Genomic DNA, 19,349 nt, shown 5'->3' on the forward strand with positions numbered 1-19,349 from the left:
TCCCCTTTATTTCAGCTCTGCAACAGTAACCCCTGTGCCGCCTTCACCGTAATTTCCCAGACGATAGCTCTTCACATGTTTGTGCCGTCTGAGGAAATCACTGATGCCGGTTCGCAGGATACCCGTTCCCTTGCCATGAATGATATAAATTTGGCCAAGTCCGGCAAGAAACCCTTCATCGAGGAATCGATCCACTTCTACAATCGCTTCTTCTAAATTGGCTCCCCGCAGATCGAGTTCCATCCGGACGTTCTCATCACGTGTTCTCTTCAAGGTGGCGGCCAGCTTAGGCTGCTGTGCCTTTGCCGTCTCCGCCCGCTTAACCAGCTCCAAATCTCCAACGGATACCTTCATCTTCAAAATCCCAAGCTGCACCAGCGCATCATTGCCATTCAGCTCGACGACATGACCCCGTTGACCCAAGCTGTATACCATAACCTCATCGCCGTTCTCGATACGCTGCTGTTTGGCTGCTTTGGATTTGGCCGTTTTCGTTGACTTGTGAAGCTCAGGAACGGCTTCATCCAGCTTCCGCCTTGCTTCAATCAATTTATGATCCTTAACGGCTCCGCCTTCTTCTTTGGCGAGCTGGCGCAGCTCCGCAATAATTTGCTCGGCTTCGCGTTTGGCCTTAACAATCGCTTCGCGAGCTTCCTCCTGCGCTTTGGCCATCAGCTTATCACGCTGTTCATTAAAGCGCTCGTGCTCCGCTTCATGGCGGGCCTGCTGCGCTTCCATTTCTTTTCGCAGCGCTTCTGCCGTCTGACGTTCCGTCTCCGCTCCGATCCGGTTCTCCTCCAGGGAAGCGATCATTGTCTCGACGCGAAGATCTTCTTCACTTACCTCACCGCGGGCATGATCAATAATCGACTTTTGAAGCCCCAACCGCTCAGCAATCGCAAAAGCATTGCTCCGGCCAGGAACACCGACAAGCAGGCGGTAGGTTGGGCTTAATGTCTGGACATCGAATTCCATGCTGGCATTGATGACGCCTTTGCGGTTATATGCATAGGCTTTCAGTTCACTATAGTGAGTCGTCGCTACGATTCGGCAGCCGAGACTATGCATATGCTCAAGCATGGCAATCGCAAGCGCCGAGCCTTCGGCTGGATCCGTCCCTGCGCCAAGCTCATCTAGGAGAACCAAACTTTTTGGCGTCATATTGTTTAATATGCGGATGATGTTCGTTAAATGGCTGGAAAACGTACTTAAATTCTGTTCGATGCTCTGTTCATCGCCGATATCGGCATATATCGCATCAAAGACGCAAAGCTGGCTGCCATCCTCGGCCGGAACGAACATGCCTGTCATCGCCATCAAACTAAGCAAGCCGATGGTTTTGAGCGATACGGTTTTCCCTCCCGTATTCGGACCCGTCACGATGATTGCTGTATAATTGTTACCTAACTCCACATCAATTGGAACAACTTGTTCCCGCGCAAGCAGCGGGTGGCGTCCTCTGCGCAGCTTCAAATAACCGCGGTCATTCATGCGCGGCAAAGTCGCTCCCATCTGATGAGCCAGACGACCTTTGGCAAAAGCAAAATCGAGCGCACCCAGCAGATCGCTGTCCATAAGCAAATCTTCGGCATAATCGGCTGTTTGAGCCGTGAGCTTTTGAAGAATTTTCTCGATTTCCCTTACTTCGGCCAGCCGCAGCTCACGCAGCTTATTGTTCATCACCACAATCGCTTCCGGCTCAATAAATAACGTTGCGCCGGAGCCGGATTGATCATGAATGATACCGCCAAAGTTAGAACGGTATTCTTGTTTCACCGGTATAACAAAACGATCATTACGTATAGTAACAATAGCATCCTGCAGCATTTTCTGTACGGAAGAAGAGCGGATCATTTGTTCCAGCTTCTCCCTTACACGTGCACTGCCGGCCCTGAGCTCACGACGAATGGAAGCGAGTTCGGAGCTTGCACTATCCATCACCTCTGCTTGTTCATCAATACAGTTTAATATCGCATCCTCGAGCGTCTTGTGCTCTGTAAGCTGCTCTGCCATTGCAGCAAGCATAGGAACGGCGTCATCATCATGTAGCTGCAGAACATGACGCTTCAAACGTCTTCCGCCGCGTACCGTTTCTGCAATTTCCAGCAGCTCGGACGGGCTAAGGGTCCCGCCGATCCGGGAACGAAGCACAGAAGCGCGAATATCGACAACGCCGCCAAACGGTGCACTGCCTTTCAGACGATCCGCCTTGTAGGCTTCATCCGTAATTTGCAGCAGCCGCTTTACTTCTTCCAGGTCCGAGCTCGGACGTACAGCCTCAGCCGCGGCTTTACCAAGAGATGTTGCTGCGTGCTGAGTTAATTTATATACAATTTTCGCATATTCTAATGTTTGTAATATTTTGTCATCCACAGTGAGTACAACCCCTCTCGTTCCTTATTATAGCCGATGCATACAACGTATGCCATGCCGTAAGCTCCCATGTATGACGAATGAAAAGCAGGAAACAATAATTGTTGCAGCTAAGAAGGAAAGCAATGCGAGGATTGCAATCTGTCGATTAGCTGTCCGGTTAGATTCTTTGTATGGCCCGAAGAGACACCATACAGGAATCACGGTTTAATTACGTTTTCCTTTGGAGAACTTTAAGGAGGTTTATGCATGCATTTTTTAGGTCACGTAGTTCGTTTTATCGTTGCAGCGATTGTGCTTATGATCGTCGGTTATATTGTTCCTCAGTTCAGCGTTGGCGGTTTCTGGAGCGCATTGTTCCTTGCACTTGTCATTGCCGCGCTGGGCTGGATTGTCGAAGGGATCTTCGGCAAACGGGTGAGTCCTTTCGGACGCGGTATTGTTGGTTTCCTGGCAAGCGCCGTCGTCATCTGGATTGCTCAATTTATCGTCGGCGGCGTATCTGTCACATGGCTTGGGGCCATCCTGGCAGCGTTAGTCATCGGTATAATTGACTTGTTCATTCCAGTGAGCACCCCGTATGAGGCAGGCAGGAGCGACCATCGTAACCGTGACTAAGCAGACTGTCCTCCTACTGGACAGTAAGGTGTTCAGCAAGCTGCAATACGAGAACCGGGCGAATGGAACGCAGCGTTCCGCCCGGTTTTTCCTTGCTTACCGATAAGGATCCGGCACACGCCGTTCATGAATGGTTCAAGAGGATTCATGAGTTCGACACAGTAATTTTATCCAATTAACGGTATAATAGACATGCTTAAGTGCTTGCAAAAACTTAGCATCTGCTTACGGCGTCCGTTTTAACTGCATTGTGCCCTGCACGGGCACAAGAGGCAAAGCCTCGCAAAAACTTAGCATATGCTTAAGGCGTCCGTTTTTACTGTATTGTGCCCTGTACAGGCACAAGAGGCAAAGCCTCGCAAAAACTTTTAGGGGGATTCAAAAATGAAAAAAGGTTTACTGCTTGTCTTCTTGTTGGCAGCTACTGTGCTTGTATTAGCCGCATGCGGTTCGAAGAATAATGATGCAGCTCCTGCATCAGCGAATAACAGCGGTGTGGAAGAGCCGGGAACAGCCGCATCGACTGAGCTGGTAATTGAAGCTTCGAGATTTAAATTTGATCAGCCTGTCTACAAGATCAAAAAAGGCGAAGCAACCAAGATCACCCTCGATTCGTCAGATGGCATTCATGGTATTTCAATACCTGACCTGAATGTTAAACTGGATGCCGGCAAATCAGAGGTTGTCACAATTAATGACGCCGGTGAATATGAATTTCAATGCAATGTGATGTGCGGCACCGGCCACTCTAAAATGGTAGCCAAAATCGTCGTTGAATAATACCAACCGTTCAAACCCGCTTGTGAATCAAATTCACAAGCGGGTTATTTTTTACCTATCAACTTTTACCATTATTTCTGCCCGGATATTCTTTTGTGGGTTCAGCTTATTAATCGCATAAGAAAGACTTATGGCCCGCCTATTCCCCGCTAAGTCGTATGTTTGTTACAATATTAACAACGACGTCAAATGAAACGGAGGCGGGATCCATGGGTGTTCTAGATGGAAGAACCGCTATAATCAGCGGCGCAGGAACTGGGCTTGGCCGGGCAGCAGCCATCTCTTTCGCACAGCAAGGCGCAAACATCGTACTCCTTGGTCGACGACAGAATAAGCTTGACGAAACAGCGGCAATAATTGAAGAACAACAAGGGCTTGGAAGGGTATTGGCGCTCCAGACAGATGTTGCCGTTCCTCAAGAAATTGATTATGCAGTCGAGACAGCCGTACGTACATTCGGACAAGTGGACATATTGATTAATAACGCAGCATCCTTCGAGCCCGGACAGGTCATTGAATTAACGATTGAGGAGTGGACACGTCAAATTGCTACCAATTTGACCGGACCTTTCTTATTGACGAAAGCGGTACTTCCCGTCATGCGCAGAGCGCGCTATGGGCGCATTGTCAACATTACCTCCGGGCTGGCCTGGAATGGGGCTGGCGGGTACGCAGCTTACAGCGCTTCAAAAGCCGGGTTAGAATCACTAACGCGCACAACAGCAGATGAAGAAAATGATTATGGCATTCTTGCTAATAGCTTTAATCCAGGAACTTTGCGTACTGAAATGCATGCAACCGGAAAAGATCCGCTAGTCGTCACACCTCATTTGATTCGACTTGCATCTTTGCCTCAAGATGGCGAGACTGGTACGCTGGTTAATTATTAATGCAGGTAGACACAGTAAAAGGCTGCTTAACTTCCGTTGAAGTTGGCAGCCTTTTAATCTGATAAGTGAAATCTATTTCGAATAAGGGCTATCAGTTCTTTTCCATTAGTTCAATCCACTCATTATATTCAGTTTGCAGCTTGGAATATTCGATCTTCAGCTTCCCATGCTCAATCTGCAGCTTATCGTGGAATTCCTTAAGCGCAGCAGCGTCTGCCAGCTCCGCTTCAAGCTCCGTGATACGTCCGCTGATTTGCAGCGCTCTCTCCCTTGCCTCACTTGTTTCCTGTTCGCTCAGCAGCAGCTGCTCGAGCATTCCTGCCTCAGCTTCTGCATGTGCCGCAGCTTCACGCTTCGCCAGTTCAATCTCCGCAAAAACTTCACTCACCCTTTGATCAGCCTGCTCTGCAGCTTCTTGTGCTGTCCGCTCCGCCTCTGCCATCTGATACTTGGCTTCGTTCATTAAATCAGCCGAACGTTCTTCTGCCAATTGAAGTCTTTCACCCAGCACGGCCGATTCTGCTTTCAGCTTCTCATACTCTTCCAGTAGACGCTCGCTCTGCTTGGCTATTTGACGCTGCTGCTGATCGGATTCATCTGCCATTCTTTTCGCATCGGCAAGCTGATCATTCAGCTCGGTAATCAGCTTCTCCTGCTGTTCCATTGATTGCTTATGACGATTTTCCTTCTGACTGAGCTCCGTAAATTGACGCTGTACGTTCAGAGCCTGGGCTTCCTGCTCACGCATATCTCGCTCCACCCGTTCCAGCGCTGCACGAAGCTCTTCTTCTTGCTCGGAAGATTCGAGCACAGCAAACTCCGCTTCTTCTAATTGAGAGGAAAGCCGCGTTTGAACGGCATCGAAATCACTTTGCGCCTGCTTCAGCTGCTGTGTGAGCTGTTCACGTTCCTGTTCCCAAAGCTCCGCACGCCGGTCAAGCTCATCACGGTAAGCTTGTTTACGCTGCGCCGCTTGTTTTTGGTAGTCTGCCAGCTCAGCGGTTAATTTAGCAGCACTCGCGGCAGCTTCCTCGCTCTCTTGTTTTGCTTGTACGAGCAGCGCTTGAGCTGACTCTCGCTCCTGCTCCAGCATAGCATTCCATTCTGCACGAGTGCGTTCAAGCTCCTCAGCCGCTTCGGCTTGACTGATTGCTAACTCAGCAGCCGCTGCTGCAGCCTGCTTCTCAGCCTCAACTGCCTGAGCTGCTGCACGCTCCGCTTCGTTACGCAATCGATCCAGCCGCTCTCTAGCAGCAATTCTTACGCGCTCCAGCTCAGCCTCAGCAGAAGAACGGGCTTCAAGCTGCTCACGCAGCTCTGTGCGCACGCGCTCTTGTTCCTCCAAAGCTTCAGCTGCAGCAAGCTCTTGGAGCTCTTTTTCCAGCTCCAGCTCCTCTCGCACGCGAGCAAGCTCCGCCTGCGACGCTTCGCGCTCGCTGTCCCGCTGCGCTTCCAGCTCCTCTCGCACGCGAGCAAGCTCCGCCTGCGACGCTTCGCGCTCACTGTCCCGCTGCGCTTCCAGCTCCGCTCGCATGCGCTCAAGCTCCGCCTGCGACGCTTCGCGCTCGCTGTCCCGCTGCGCTTCCAGCTCCGCCCGCACGCGAGCAAGCTCCGCCTGCGACGCTTCGCGCTCCGCAACTGCCTCAGCAGCAGCCAATGCCTGCAGCTCACGTTCGAGTTCCAGCTCCGCCCGCAGATCTGTGCTCACTTGCTCCAGCTGAGCGGCGCCCGCTTCACGCTCCGCCAATTGCTCCTTGTGCAGGCGCTCAAGCTCCGCTTGTAGTTCGTTAAGCGCTCTTTCCTGCTCGAATCGAGCCGCCTCACGCTCGGAATCATGTTCTTCCCGCAAGCGTTCAAGCTCTGCATAAGCGGCTCCGCGCTCGTTCTCCAGTTCCTCGCATAACGCTCCGCTGACCCGCTCGAGTTCAGCTTTAGCTTCGGCACGCTCTGCCTCACGTTCCGCATTCAACTCCGCGCGGACGCGAGCAAGCTCTGCAGCCACTGCAGCCCGAACTTGCGCCTGCTCCCTCGCATGCTGTTCGGCCTGCTTGATCACAGCTTGCTGCGCTTCTTTCAGCGCCTCATGCTCCAGTTCCAGCTCCAAGCTTAATTCATCGCGAACACGCGTAAGCTCAGCAGCTGCCGCTGCACGCTCTTGATCCTGCTCGCCAAGCAGTTGGCTAAGCTTTGCTTCCGCGGCTTCGCTCGCTTCCTTCGCCCCTTCACGCTCCAGCTCCAGCTCGATCCTCAGCTCTTCGCGTACACGCGTAAGCTCAGCAGCTGCCGCTGCACGCTCTTGATCCTGCTCGCCAAGCAGCTGGCTGAACTTTGCTTCCGCGGCTTCGCTCGCTTCCTTCGCCCCTTCACGCTCCAGCTCCAGCTCGATCCTCAGCTCCTCGCGCACACGCGTAAGCTCAGCAGCTGCCGCTGCACGCTCTTGATCCTGCTCGCCAAGCAGCTGGCTGAGCTTTGCTTCCGCGGCTTCGCTCGCTTCCTTCGCCGCTTCACGCTCCAGCTCCAGCTCAATCCTCAGCTCTTCGCGTACACGCATAAGCTCAGCTGCTGCTGCATCACGTTCTTGCTCACGCTCGATTCGCTGCTGCTCGAACTGAGCTGCCGCGGCTTCGCGCGCTTCCTTCGCCGCTTCACGCTCCATATCAAGCTCCGCGCTTAGCTCCGCACGTACATGTTCAAGCTCAGCAAGCAACGCTTCCCGCGCTTCTTGCGCCGATGCCCGCTCAGCATCCTGCTCGGCCTGCAGCTGCGCAAGCTCCCCGCTTAGCTGTCTTTGGACATGCTCCAGCTCCGCAAGATGCTTATCATGTACCCGTTCCAGCTCTGCATTCTGTTCTTCGCGTATTCGTTCAATTGCAGCTTTCTGTTCTTCATCTGCGCTTGCAAGCTTAACATCATATTCTTCACGGACTTGTACCAGCAGCGCTGCTGCAGTTTCACGTTCAGCACTCTGATCTGCAAGCGCCCGCGCCAGGTTAGCAGCTGCCGCGTCCTGCTCTTTCGCGAGCTCCGCACCCAGCTCCTCACGGACCCTTGCAAGCTCGGCTGCTGCAGCTTCACGCGCTGCATGTTGTTCCTGCCGCAAGCGCTCAATTGCTGCAATCTGCTCTTCGCGGACCCGCTCTAATTCTGCATTATGCTCTTCACGATAGATCTCAAGCTCGAGAAGATGCTCCTCGCGCTGCATTTCCAGCTCTGCAACCGCTCTCTCTCTTTCTTTTGAGAGAGTCTCTTCTGCTTCAAGCAGTGCTTTCTCCATTCTACCCTGCAGGCCGGCGCTGATCAGCTCCAGCTCTTCCCTGGAAGACTCACGCTCAAGTGCAAGCTCTTCCTCCGCGCGAACCAGACTCTCGTCTAATTGTTCCCGAAGTGCGTCTACGACCAGCATCGCTTGCTCCAATTCAGCAACAGCTGCGATCCGGCGCTCCTCCGTAATATGCATTTGCTCGTTCTCACGATTCAGTCTTAAACAGTCCTCGGCCATATGTACAGCAGCTAGAACAGCAATTTTGGGCAGATCCAGCCTGGGGTAGCCCTTAGCCAGCTTCTTCATATTCTCATCAACTAAAGCGGCAATCCGTTTAATATATTCAGGGTTGTTATGCCCTGTCAGCTTAAATTGATTACCATATATATCAACCGTTACACGTGTCCGTTCGGCAGCATCCATGGGGCATTTCCTCCTAAAAGTTATTGCGTGGCTCTGCCTGATGATGCGGATTTATCGGCAGCATCAAGCAAAAACTTACTTCGGAAGCCTAATCATTGTTCTGGTATGTTCTTCCTGATCCTGCAAAATAATCGGCAGCAGCAGAAGAACGATTCTGGAAGCCTAGGCTTCATTGATATTTTAACAATCATTACGTATAAATGATATTTTAGTTTTAATTTACAATTAATTCCTGCTGCCGCACCGTACGTTTTCATACCTGAAAGGAAAAGCCGCATCGATATCGGTTCGCAAGGAACTTATTCGATGCGGCTTTAGTTATCTCCTGCCTATTTACGCAATTCTGCGGCAAAAGATTGTTCCAATTTTGTTACAACACGGCTGTGAAGCTCTGTTACTTCTTCATCTGTCAATGTGCGCTCAACATGTCGGTACACAAGGGATAAAGCGACGCTTTTCTTATCAGCGCCAAGCCGCTCTCCCATGAAGATATCGAACACTTGAACAGACTCCAGAAGCTCGCCTGCCGTCTCTCGAACAGACTCCAGCAGCTTACCCGCTTCAACCTCGCGCCCAAGCACAACTGCGATATCACGCTGAATAGCCGGATAACGAGGAAGCGCATGGTATTCGATGTGGAAATTAGCCGCATCATAGAGGGGTTCAAGCTCAAGCTCAAGCACATAGACATCGTTCAAATCATTCTCGATCTGAACGGTCGGATGCACCTGACCGATATACCCGATTGTTACGCGGCCGCGCTCCGTATCGATTTGAACAGCAGCCGTACGTCCCGGGTGCATGTGCTCAGGCTGAGCCGCCGCATAGTGAAGGGATTTGCTTACACCGAGCAGATCCGCGACGGTCTCCAAAATCCCTTTTACATCATAGAAATCGACTGCTTCGGCTTTGCGGTTCCAGCCGGCGGCAATCCGGTTGCCTGTGAGCAGCACCGCAAGACGATGCTTCTCACGCGGCAAGCGGGTCAGTTCTTCTTCATCTGTATGGAAAACACTGCCGATTTCAAAAATCGCCACGTCATCGTTTTTGCGGTTACGGTTATAGGAAGCTGTTTCCAGCAGTTGAGGGAGCAAGCTTGTGCGAAGCACACTGCGATCCTCACTCATAGGAAGTGCAAGGCGGACAGGCCGTACAGAAGCATCGGACAGTGCCGGGAACAGCTTGGTGCGGTCCGGATGCGTGAACGAATAGTTGATAACCTCGTGCAGACCGGCATCTGTGAGACGGCCCCGCAGCTCGCGGCGGATAGCTTGAGGCTTGGTAAGTGCGCCTGCCGTTGCCGCCCCTTCAATCGATGTCGTCGGAATGTTGTCGTAGCCGAATAAACGGGCCACTTCTTCAATTAAATCCACATCTCTCGTAATATCTCCGCGTCTGGAAGGAACCTTCACGGTAAATACCTCATCGATGGACATCTCGTACGGGAATTGCAACCGTCTGAAGATCGTTTCCACTTCCAGCTTGGAGAGCTCCGTTCCGAGATAACGGTTGATTTTATCCAAAGACACTTTCACATCAGCTGCCGCTTGAAGCGCAGCTATTTCCTGTACGATGCCTTCAAGCACATGTCCATCTGCGCAGCTTGCCAGCAAGGATGCTGCACGATCAAGCGCCGGCACGACGCGAGCCGGGTCAACACCCTTCTCAAAACGGATGCTCGCTTCAGAACGCAGCCCAATTTGACGAGAGGTTTTGCGAACCGTCGCGCCGTCAAAGCGAGCAGATTCCAGCAAAATATTAACTGTTGAATCGGTAACCTCCGAGTTTGCTCCGCCCATTACGCCAGCAAGAGCTATCGGCTGCTTGCCATCCGTGATTACCAGCATATGCGGTTCAAGCTTACGCTCCTGATCATCCAGTGTCAGCAGCGTTTCGCCCTCATGAGCCATTCTAACCACGATGCGGCCGCCCGCAACCTTGTCTGCATCGAATGCATGCAGCGGCTGACCGTACTCCAGAAGGACAAAGTTCGTAATATCAACCACATTGTTGATCGGGCGAATGCCGGCTGCGATCAGACGGTTCTGCATCCACTGCGGAGCAGGACCTACCTTCACACCTTTAATGTAACGCGCCGCATAATGCGTGCACTGCTCCTTGGCATCGATCTGCACCGAAATATGTGCGGAAGCCTGCTCTGCGGAGTCATTGATTTGGCTAGCCGGAAGCTTCACCGGGCGGCCTGTCAATGCGGCAACCTCGTAAGCCACCCCGAGCATGCTGAGGCAGTCGGAACGGTTCGGGGTCAAATCCAGCTCCAGCACCTCATCGTCAATCGCAAGGACATCCAGGATCGATTTTCCGATTGGCGTACCTTCAGGAAGCACGAGAATACCTTCCTGCTGTTCCTTAGGCAGAAGCTTATCATTAATTCCCAGTTCTTTGGCTGAGCAGATCATGCCTTGAGATTCTACGCCGCGAAGCTTCGCGCGTTTGATTGCAAAATCACCTGGCAGCTTCGCGCCGATTACAGCAACCGGTACGAGCAGTCCAGCAGCGACATTCTTCGCTCCGCAAACGATCTGCAGCGGCTCGCTTTCCCCTACATCCACCGTACAAACACTCAGCTTATCCGCATCCGGATGCTTCTCGCGCGTCAACACATGGCCGACGACAACGCCGGTCACCCCTTTATTACGGGATTCAACAACGTCAATCTCAATACCGCCGCTAGTCATCAGCTCTGCCAGCTGCTCGCCGGTATAGCCGCTCAAATCGATATATTCACTCAACCATTTATAAGAAACATTCATCGTCTTTGCCTCCTTCTACATTCGGACAAACTGGCTCAGGAAGCGCAGATCGTTCGTATAAAAATGACGGATATCGTCAATGCCGTATTTAAGCAGCGCAATACGCTCTACACCCATACCAAAAGCAAAACCGCTCACTTCTTTAGGGTCGTAGCCGCCCATTTCAAGCACGCGAGGGTGAACCATACCGCAGCCGAGAATCTCCAGCCAGCCGGTTTGTTTACACATTTTGCAGCCGGATCCGCCGCATTGCGCGCACGTAACATCCACTTCCGCACTCGGTTCTGTGAATGGGAAGAAGCTTGGACGCAGACGGATTTGCGCCTGCTTGCCGAACATCAGCTGCACGAACTGCAGCAGCGTACCCTTCAGATCGCTCATGCGAATATTCGGTCCAACGACCAAACCTTCAATTTGATTGAATTGGAAGGAATGTGTCGCATCGTCATCATCGCGGCGGTACACTTTACCAGGGCAGATCACTTTTACAGGCTTGCCGTTCATCGCCTTCATCGTACGAATCTGAACCGGAGAAGTCTGTGTGCGCATCAGAATCTCATCGGTAATATAGAAGGAATCCTGCATATCGCGCGCGGGATGGTCCTTCGGCAGGTTCAAAGCTTCGAAGTTGAAGTAGTCGGTTTCTACTTCCGGTCCTTCTGCGACCGAGTAGCCAAGCCCGATAAAGATATCCTCAATTTCCTGTGTAACCTTATTGAGCGAATGAACAGCCCCGTTCGGGAGCGGCTTGCCCGGCAGCGTAACATCAATCGTCTCCGCGCGAAGACGGTTCTCGGTCTCGGCCTGCTGGAATGCGGACTGCTTGGATTCGATGACCTCTTCAATTGCAGCCCTTACATCATTGCCCACTTGACCGATAACCGGACGCTCTTCTGCGCTAAGCGCGCCCATTCCACGCAAAATCTCCGTCAATGCGCCCTTCTTGCCCAAATATTTGATGCGAAGATCATTCAATTGCTGCGGATTCTCTACCTGCTGCAGCTCCTGCAGCGCCTCTGTCCGCAGTGCTTCCAATCGCTCTTTCATTCCATCCATTCCCTTCTCTATAAATAAAAAAAGGCCTTTCTCCCCGAAAGGGACGAAAGAACCGTGGTACCACCCTAAATTCGAATTACGGTATTACTTTCCCGTAATTCCTCTTAATCCGGATATCGGCCGGATGACCGGTACTCCCTACCCCAAGCTCCTTAAGCGGAAGCCTGTCTTCAAGAGACTGCTCGGAAGTGAACTTCGACAGCCTGATTTCCTAAAGACGCTCTCAATCTACGGCATCTTCTCCCTGTAAAAAAGCACTGTGTACTTATCTTCCTCATCGCGTTACGTTTATGTTTTTTATTATAAATAATTACCCTGCCAGTTCGCAAGCTTTGGCGCTGAAAAATGGCATTTTTTTAATAAAAAGCTCTATTTAAATCCTTTTTCCCATAATTTCATCATTTTCTGCCCATTAAAAAAGCCATTCCGAGTCATCAGCCTCGGAATGGCCTCTTGTTTAGCGTTTCTTGCGGGCAAGCGCTGCGATCAATGCGGCAGCACCGAGAACAACAGCGATAATGGAAAGAACAAGCGGCAGCTTGTCGCTGCTGTCACCGCTGTCCATGCTATCCGCTGCTGCTTCAGGCGCTGCAGCGGCAGCACCGTGACCATCGCCTTCACCGGTTCCCGCCGAAACAGCCGTTACAGAAGCAGGGTGATCCGCATCAGGTGCTCCGGTCCATTCCACAATGCTCTTGTCGCTGTAGGTTTGGTAGGCTTTCCAGGTGAGCTCCTTGGCATCATCCGCTACTTTACCGGAAATCCGGAACTCATCGAATTCGGTCTGGCTGAGACCTGAGCCTTCGGTAGTCCATGTAATGGAAGTAATCGAGCCCTCACTGTCTTTCTCCAGCACGTATTTCCAGCCTGCTTTAGGCTGTACGCGGCTAACCTTAACGTTGCCCGGAACGGTTACTTTAACACTGGTCGTCGAAACATTCTCCGATTCGCTCGGAACACGGACGGTGAATACCTCGTAACTGCCCTGTGTCGTTTCTGTGGGTTGAACGGTTACATGCGCGCTGGCGATGCCGGCAAACATGAATAGTGACAATGCGGTCATGCACATCATTGACCATTTTTTCATGTGGTTCATTTGGATATATCCCCTCTCATCTTCTCACATAATAGCTAGTATACCCTGATCATAGTTGATTGCCATGACTCCTTAGGGCTATACATATGTGTCCGAATTGTGAGGCTTCTTTCATTAAAGATCGCATAATCCTTTTTCCATTGCATACCTGGCAAGCTGTACGCGATTATCAAGGTGAAGCTTCTGCAGGATGTTCTTCAAATGATTCTTCACCGTGTGCTCCGATAACTCAAAGGCTTCAGCGATCGCGCGGTTGGAATGGCCGGCAGCCACCTGCTCGAGAATTTCACGTTCACGCTGGGTAAGCGGCGTCTTGCCGGACTCTTCCGATTCCCTGCCTGCGCTTCGGTTGTTCTCCCGGGCTGCGCCTTTGACGGGTTCGCCCGCAGCAGCTCCCGGCTTGCCGTTTCGTTTATCATCCGCGCCTTTAGAATGAACGGCCGGTTCTCCTCTTCCGCTGTTGAACTCCTGCAGCATCCGGAAAGCAAGCTCCTTGGACATTGGGGCTTCGTCGACAGCCACCGCTCGCAAATATTCGAGCCATGCGGAAGGCGACAGGTTCTTGAGCAGGTACCCTTGCGCCCCCCGCTTAATCGCTTCAAATAAATCCGAGATATCGTCCGAGACCGTTACCATGATGATTTTAATTTGCGGGTCGAGGGATTTGATAATCTGCGTGGCTTCCATTCCGTTCATAACAGGCATGTTGATATCCATCAGAACCAGGTGCGGTCTTAACTCAGCAGCCATGACCGTCGCCTGTTCCCCGTTTACCGCCTCGCCAATGATCTCAAAGGAAGCATCCATGCCGACGATTTCACGCATTCCTTCTCTGCCGTGCGGATGATCGTCTGCCAGCAGCACACGTATGGGCGATGAAACCTTCATATCCATTAGCCCCCTTTAGTTACGGCTACAACCGTGCCGACGGTTTGATTGTTGTCCTTACTGTCATTGCGGCCCACCTCAAACTGCCACCCCATTGCATTCGCGCGGTCACGCATCATCCGGACCCCATACCGCCCTTTGGCTTCTAAAGCCGGATCATCCACGCCGATGCCATCATCCATAATTGTGCAGTTGAACCCTCCGGCGCTTATGTTCTCGGCCTTAAAAGCATTTACAATTAGCCTCTTAGCCCTCGCATGTTTCTGCACATTCAGCATCGCTTCACGGACAATGGCGAGCAGTTCAATCTTTTCTTTACTCGTTAAATCGCTGTCTGTCAGACGCCAGTCCAGCTCCACCTGCAGCCCCCCGAGCCGGAGCTCGACGGCCATCTCCTCCACCGACTGCATCCACTGCACCTCGGTCATCGACGGCTCGCTGCGCAGGCTGGCAATCGACTGCCTGACATCATCATAAACATGCTTGACGGTTTTGCGGATCTGCTGTGCGGTCGCTTGAACGCTCTCCTTATCCTGCGTATGTTCGAGCTTGTCGAGCTTAACGGATAAAAGAAACAGCGATTGAGAAATCCCGTCATGCAGCTCCCTGGCGAGCTGCTCCCTCTCTACAAAAGCGGCTTTTGCCAGCCTCTCGCGCTGTAGGGAATCGCTTGTCTGTTCAAGTAAATGAAACAGTTTATAGACAAGGGTTACGGTTACGGTAAGCACGATAACTGGAGCTAAGGCATTTCCCAGATCCATGGACAAATAAGGCAGCAGGAACGTATGCCTGATATATTCCCACAGCGCTATCGTGACAGTCGGCGTCCAGAGAATCAGCCACTTTATCCGTTTATAAGGCATCCCGCACCCCCTTCTCTGCCATTAATAGTTACGGAAATCGTAACGTTCTACCAGCTCATCATCTTGCTTATTCATCACGCGAACTTCAGCAGTCCAACGCCCTGCGAAAGGAATATAGGGCCCCTCCGCCCGATAAGTCGCCTTCACGTAGCCGTCAAAAGTCGTCATTTCCGTATCTTTATAAGGAACGATAGGAATGTCGATTGGACCCAGCTCCTTGCGGTCGTCCGAACGCAGGCGTAGCACAACGGACTTCGGTGCGCCAACCCGATCCGGCAGCCAAACCTTAACGGTAAACTCATTCACTCCGGGCTTATTAGGCGTTACCCGAAGAGAGAAATGCATATCCTCGCCCATTTTATGATACGTAACCGGTTCATTAACCGGCAGGGGACTAATATAGGTAAAGAGTGCCGCGACGACAATAAGCAGCGCCATAAGCGATGCATCCATTCTAAGCAGGTTCAATGTAGGAAGATCGCCCCGGCGAACCCGCAGATGCAGCAGTCCGCCAACAACCACCACCAGAAGCACAAGCCCTGTTTTGACCAGCAGCAGGGTTCCCCATGCCGTGTAGAGCAAATATTGAAGCGATGGGAGAAATAACAGCGTCATGGCTATGCCGCTGAGCACAAGCACTGCAAGCGAGATCAGGGCTGCCCGGGAAAACTGGGCGGTGAATCTCCCAGCTTCTTTACGGTCACGGGTCCATACCAACAAAAGCAGAATGAACCCTCCAACCCATATGGATGATGCCGCTAGATGAATATAGTCCAGCGCCACCGTTGCTGCCTCTGGCTTGAATACTGCAGCATGTCCGCTCCAGCTTTCAACCGCCAGCAGCGCCGCAGCCCAGATCAATTTCACCACGCTGCCTAGGCGGATCGCAACAAATCCGGCCAGGGCAAGCACCAGCAGTACAATCCAGCCGCGTCCGACAGAAGTATCGAAGAACAGCTTGTTGTATTCATTGCCCGCATATCCGGACATGATCTCGCGTGCATGCACGAACACATACAAAAGCGCGCCTACAAGCAGAATCCGCATCGTGATTAATTCATAGCTGCGCAGGATTTCCTTCATCATATCACTTCGATTACGTGCAGCCACGGACCAGAACATAATGCCTGCGGCTAACAGCAGTGAAGCATAGTAAAGAACCCGTACCGCGTAGATGATAAACTGATTCGTCGTCAGCTGGGTTGAAGCGGTGTGTCCCTCATGGCCAAGCTCCTCATGCGGATTGAATGCCGATGCATCGATTCCCTCGGGAGGATTGCCTACGACAAACACATAGGATCCGCTGACCGGATGACCGTCAGCCGATATAATAGAATAAGAAACAGTATAAAGCCCTTCGTTCAGCTTCGGAAGCTCAAGCTTGAGGGTCCTGCTGCCATTGCTTACGACCGGTTCGTTCTTCGTAACGGAATTGGATTTGCTGTCCAGCACCTCTAACGATCCAAGCTTGGCTTCGATGGCTTCATTGAAATTCAACGTAATTTCAGCAGGGCTGCTGTCCATCTGTGAATTCACTTCAGGAACAGAGCTTTCCAGTTCAGAGTGCGCGCTTGCGACTCCCGGATTTCCTGCCAGCACTGCAAGCAGCATGACACATGCCCCTAATAAAGATAACATGCGTGTACGACTAATCATCCGATATATAGGCATCATGATACGGTTAAGACACTTCCTCTCCTCTTATCGCACCTTTCGCACGACTGCATATTGCGGCATTCCACATGAAACGGTATTCAGTGAACGATAATCTCAAGCTTTAGTTTACTAAAATGCTCCCCCATATACCAATAACAATATTGCGAACTTTTTTTGAGAAACTAACTTTTATATCCCCATTTCTCGCCTTGCAAGATAGCGTTGCCATTCGCCAAAACAGCCCGTATCTACACGTTTTCATCGATTTTTCACACTGCTTGCAACCCTTTATCTACCTCCTGGATGTCGAATCATTTGCCTTGACAGACACTATATATTGGTGTAATTTAGGTAAGTGTCATCAACATATTGTGTATTACGGCTTGTCAGACGACAGCCTTCGACAAGGAGTGGCTCTACTCGTGGACATTATTAAGAGGAACGGTCAGAAAGAAGAACTTATTTTCTCTAAGCTTAAAAAAGTCATAGATTTCTCGTGTGTCGGCTATAACGACTGCGATCCCCTCGAGCTTGAAACGGCCCTGCTGCCGTACTTCCGAAACAACATTACAACGAAAGAAATCCAACGTACACTCACCCAAGTAGCCGTAGAAAAAACTAGCATCGAACAGCCAAACTGGCAGTACGTTGCAGCCAAGCTGCTTGTGTACGATCTTTATAAAGAATCCGCAATCAACCGCAAATACGGTTACTTCGGCTACGGTGATTTCTACTCCCTCATTACGTATTTGACGGACAAAGGTTTGTACGGTAAATACATACTGGAGCATTACACACGCGATGAAATTCGCGAGCTGGGCAATTATATCGTTCCAGAACGCGACTACCTCTTCAATTATATCGGACTCAAAACACTTGCAGACCGTTACTTGATTAAGAGCTTCAACGGCGACATCCTGGAGCTTCCGCAAGAGCTGTTCATGGGCGTAGCAATGCATCTGGCCATGAAAGAAGATGACAAGCTTGGCTGGGCCCGCAAATTCTACGATGTACTCAGCCGTCTCCAAATGACGGTAGCTACACCAACACTTGCAAATGCGCGTAAACCATTCCATCAGCTCTCAAGCTGCTTTATTGATACCGTTCCGGATAACCTCTGGGGCATTTACAACGTGGATTCCAGCTTCGCTCAAGTTTCCAAATTCGGCGGCGGCATGGGAATCTATATTGGTAAAGTCCGCAGCCGCGGCTCCAACATCCGTGGTTATAAAGGTGTTGCAGGCGGCGTCGTTCCGTGGATTAAAAATTATAACAATACGGCAATCGCAGTGGATCAGCTCGGCGTTCGTTCCGGTGCTGTCGCTGTTTACCTAGATGTTTGGCATAAAGACGTTCTGGACTTCCTGAACCTGAAGACCAATAATGGTGACGACCGGATGAAAGCCCATGATATTTTCCCTGGCGTTTGTATTCCCGATCTCTTCATGCGCAAGGTGCAGGAGCGCGATACTTGGCATTTATTCGATCCGCACGAGGTCCGCTCCGTTATGGGCTATGCGATCGAAGATTCCTGGGGTGAAGAATGGGAACGCCGCTATGAAGAGTGCGTCAATCATCCGACATTATCCCGTGATGAAGTACCGGCAATTGATATCATGAAGCGTATTCTGACAAGCTCATTTGAGACAGGAACACCTTTCGTATTCTTCCGCGATACGGTCAACCGTGCGAATCCGAATAAACATAAAGGCCTCATCTACTGCTCCAATCTTTGTACAGAGATCTGCCAGAACATGAGCCCTACCGAATATGTATCCACAACTCATGAAGACGGCATGATTACAACACAAGTGAAAAGCGGCGATTACGTTGTTTGTAACTTATCTTCCCTTAACCTTGGCCGAACACGGACCCGTGAGGAAATCGAGGAAGTTGTTACTTGTCAAATGCGGATGATGGATAACGTTATCGACTTGAACCACTATCCAATTCCGCAAGCGGAGATTACGAATCAGAAGTATCGCGCTGTCGGTCTTGGAACAAGCGGTTATCATCAATGGCTTGCGCTTAACGGAATTCAATGGGAGTCCGAAGAGCATCTGGATCAAGCGGACGAGCTTTATGAATGGATCAGCTACTGCGCCATCAAAGCATCGATGGAAATCGCCAAGGAAAAAGGCGCTTACCGCGTATTTGAAGGCAGTGAATGGCAAACCGGCGAGTTTTTCGATTCACGCGGTTACGAAGCGGCTCACTGGCAGAAACTGAAGAAGGATGTAGCAGAGAACGGCGTCCGCAATGCTTGGATGTTCGCGATCGCGCCAACTGCTTCCACTTCACTGATTGCCGGTTCGACGGCTGGAATCGATCCGATCTTCAATAAGTTCTTCGTCGAAGAGAAGAAGAACGCCGTTATCCCGCAAACAGCACCGAATTTGAATGATGAAACGTTCTGGTTCTATAAAGAAGCCCATCACATCGATCAGCACTGGAGCATCCGCGCTGCGGGTCGCCGTCAACGCCATATCGATCAAGCGCAGTCCTTTAATCTCTACATCACGCCGAATTACACGGCTAAAGAATTCATGGACCTGTACATGTCTGCATGGGAGAACGGCTTAAAAACCGTCTACTACTGCCGAAACAAAAGCTTAGAAGTTGAGGATTGTGTAAGCTGCAGCGCGTAAAGCGCTGCAGTTTTTACCCTCA

12 protein-coding genes and 1 other annotated feature are annotated in these 19,349 nt (G+C 51.2%); of the genes, 4 read left to right on the plus strand and 8 right to left on the minus strand.

All coding sequences use genetic code 11. The features are described 5' to 3' along the window. Positions 1–6: 6 nt before the first annotated feature. Positions 7–2,373 carry an endonuclease MutS2 gene (locus ACFPYJ_RS03210; RefSeq protein WP_379186596.1) on the minus strand — a complete coding sequence of 789 codons (2,367 nt, stop codon included), beginning with the start codon at positions 2,371–2,373 and terminating at the stop codon, positions 7–9. A 249-nt stretch (positions 2,374–2,622) separates the two neighbouring features. On the opposite strand from ACFPYJ_RS03210, the gene ACFPYJ_RS03215 reads away from it, so the two are divergent. From ACFPYJ_RS03215 to ACFPYJ_RS03225, 3 genes are all read left to right on the plus strand, one after another. Further along, on the plus strand, positions 2,623–2,991 hold the full coding sequence (locus ACFPYJ_RS03215) for a phage holin family protein (RefSeq protein WP_379186597.1): 369 nt from the start codon (positions 2,623–2,625) through the stop codon (positions 2,989–2,991). A gap of 384 nt (positions 2,992–3,375) precedes the next feature. Continuing rightward, positions 3,376–3,771 (plus strand): cupredoxin domain-containing protein, encoded by a 396-nt coding sequence (locus tag ACFPYJ_RS03220; protein ID WP_379186598.1) that lies wholly within the window; start codon positions 3,376–3,378, stop codon positions 3,769–3,771. A gap of 209 nt (positions 3,772–3,980) precedes the next feature. Continuing rightward, the gene (locus ACFPYJ_RS03225) at positions 3,981–4,661 is read left to right on the plus strand and encodes an SDR family NAD(P)-dependent oxidoreductase (protein WP_379186599.1); all 681 of its coding nucleotides are present in this window, start codon (positions 3,981–3,983) and stop codon (positions 4,659–4,661) included. Positions 4,662–4,752: 91 nt separating this feature from the next. On the opposite strand, the gene ACFPYJ_RS03230 is transcribed toward ACFPYJ_RS03225, so the two are convergent. The 7 genes from ACFPYJ_RS03230 to ACFPYJ_RS03260 form a co-directional block, all read right to left on the minus strand. Then, positions 4,753–8,346 (minus strand): hypothetical protein, encoded by a 3,594-nt coding sequence (locus ACFPYJ_RS03230; protein ID WP_379186600.1) that lies wholly within the window; start codon positions 8,344–8,346, stop codon positions 4,753–4,755. A 329-nt stretch (positions 8,347–8,675) separates the two neighbouring features. After that, positions 8,676–11,120, minus strand: coding sequence for a phenylalanine--tRNA ligase subunit beta (gene pheT / locus ACFPYJ_RS03235; protein ID WP_379186601.1), 2,445 nt, complete (start codon positions 11,118–11,120; stop codon positions 8,676–8,678). Between the two features lie 15 nt (positions 11,121–11,135). Further along, entirely contained in the window at positions 11,136–12,167 is a 1,032-nt protein-coding gene (gene pheS, locus ACFPYJ_RS03240) for a phenylalanine--tRNA ligase subunit alpha (RefSeq protein ID WP_379186602.1), read from the minus strand. Between the two features lie 45 nt (positions 12,168–12,212). Further along, positions 12,213–12,463 (minus strand) — a binding site (T-box leader). Positions 12,464–12,633: 170 nt separating this feature from the next. Beyond that, positions 12,634–13,272 (minus strand): YcnI family copper-binding membrane protein, encoded by a 639-nt coding sequence (locus ACFPYJ_RS03245; RefSeq protein WP_379186603.1) that lies wholly within the window; start codon positions 13,270–13,272, stop codon positions 12,634–12,636. A 114-nt stretch (positions 13,273–13,386) separates the two neighbouring features. After that, positions 13,387–14,166, minus strand: a complete 780-nt coding sequence (locus ACFPYJ_RS03250; protein ID WP_379186604.1) for a response regulator — start codon at positions 14,164–14,166, stop codon at positions 13,387–13,389. Continuing rightward, positions 14,166–15,023 carry a sensor histidine kinase gene (locus ACFPYJ_RS03255; RefSeq protein ID WP_379186605.1) on the minus strand — a complete coding sequence of 286 codons (858 nt, stop codon included), beginning with the start codon at positions 15,021–15,023 and terminating at the stop codon, positions 14,166–14,168. Before ACFPYJ_RS03255 ends, ACFPYJ_RS03250 begins: the two co-directional genes overlap by 1 nt. 21 nt (positions 15,024–15,044) lie before the next feature. Next, positions 15,045–16,634 carry a copper resistance CopC/CopD family protein gene (locus ACFPYJ_RS03260; protein WP_379186606.1) on the minus strand — a complete coding sequence of 530 codons (1,590 nt, stop codon included), beginning with the start codon at positions 16,632–16,634 and terminating at the stop codon, positions 15,045–15,047. Between the two features lie 467 nt (positions 16,635–17,101). On the opposite strand from ACFPYJ_RS03260, the gene ACFPYJ_RS03265 reads away from it, so the two are divergent. Beyond that, positions 17,102–19,327 (plus strand): ribonucleoside-diphosphate reductase subunit alpha, encoded by a 2,226-nt coding sequence (locus ACFPYJ_RS03265; protein WP_379186607.1) that lies wholly within the window; start codon positions 17,102–17,104, stop codon positions 19,325–19,327. Positions 19,328–19,349 lie beyond the last annotated feature (22 nt).

It is taken from the genome of Paenibacillus solisilvae, assembly GCF_042656405.1.
GTDB lineage: Bacteria > Bacillota > Bacilli > Paenibacillales > Paenibacillaceae > Paenibacillus_Z > Paenibacillus_Z solisilvae.

Coding starts and splice junctions, on each gene's coding strand:
- ACFPYJ_RS03215 (WP_379186597.1), top strand. CDS start 2,623: ATGCATTTTTTAGGTCACGTAGTTCGTTTTATCGTTGCAGCGATTGTG.
- ACFPYJ_RS03220 (WP_379186598.1), top strand. CDS start 3,376: ATGAAAAAAGGTTTACTGCTTGTCTTCTTGTTGGCAGCTACTGTGCTT.
- ACFPYJ_RS03225 (WP_379186599.1), top strand. CDS start 3,981: ATGGGTGTTCTAGATGGAAGAACCGCTATAATCAGCGGCGCAGGAACT.
- ACFPYJ_RS03230 (WP_379186600.1), bottom strand. CDS start 8,346: ATGGATGCTGCCGAACGGACACGTGTAACGGTTGATATATATGGTAAT.
- pheT (WP_379186601.1), bottom strand. CDS start 11,120: ATGAATGTTTCTTATAAATGGTTGAGTGAATATATCGATTTGAGCGGC.
- pheS (WP_379186602.1), bottom strand. CDS start 12,167: ATGAAAGAGCGATTGGAAGCACTGCGGACAGAGGCGCTGCAGGAGCTG.
- ACFPYJ_RS03245 (WP_379186603.1), bottom strand. CDS start 13,272: ATGAACCACATGAAAAAATGGTCAATGATGTGCATGACCGCATTGTCA.
- ACFPYJ_RS03250 (WP_379186604.1), bottom strand. CDS start 14,166: ATGGATATGAAGGTTTCATCGCCCATACGTGTGCTGCTGGCAGACGAT.
- ACFPYJ_RS03255 (WP_379186605.1), bottom strand. CDS start 15,023: ATGCCTTATAAACGGATAAAGTGGCTGATTCTCTGGACGCCGACTGTC.
- ACFPYJ_RS03260 (WP_379186606.1), bottom strand. CDS start 16,634: ATGCTGCTTGCAGTGCTGGCAGGAAATCCGGGAGTCGCAAGCGCGCAC.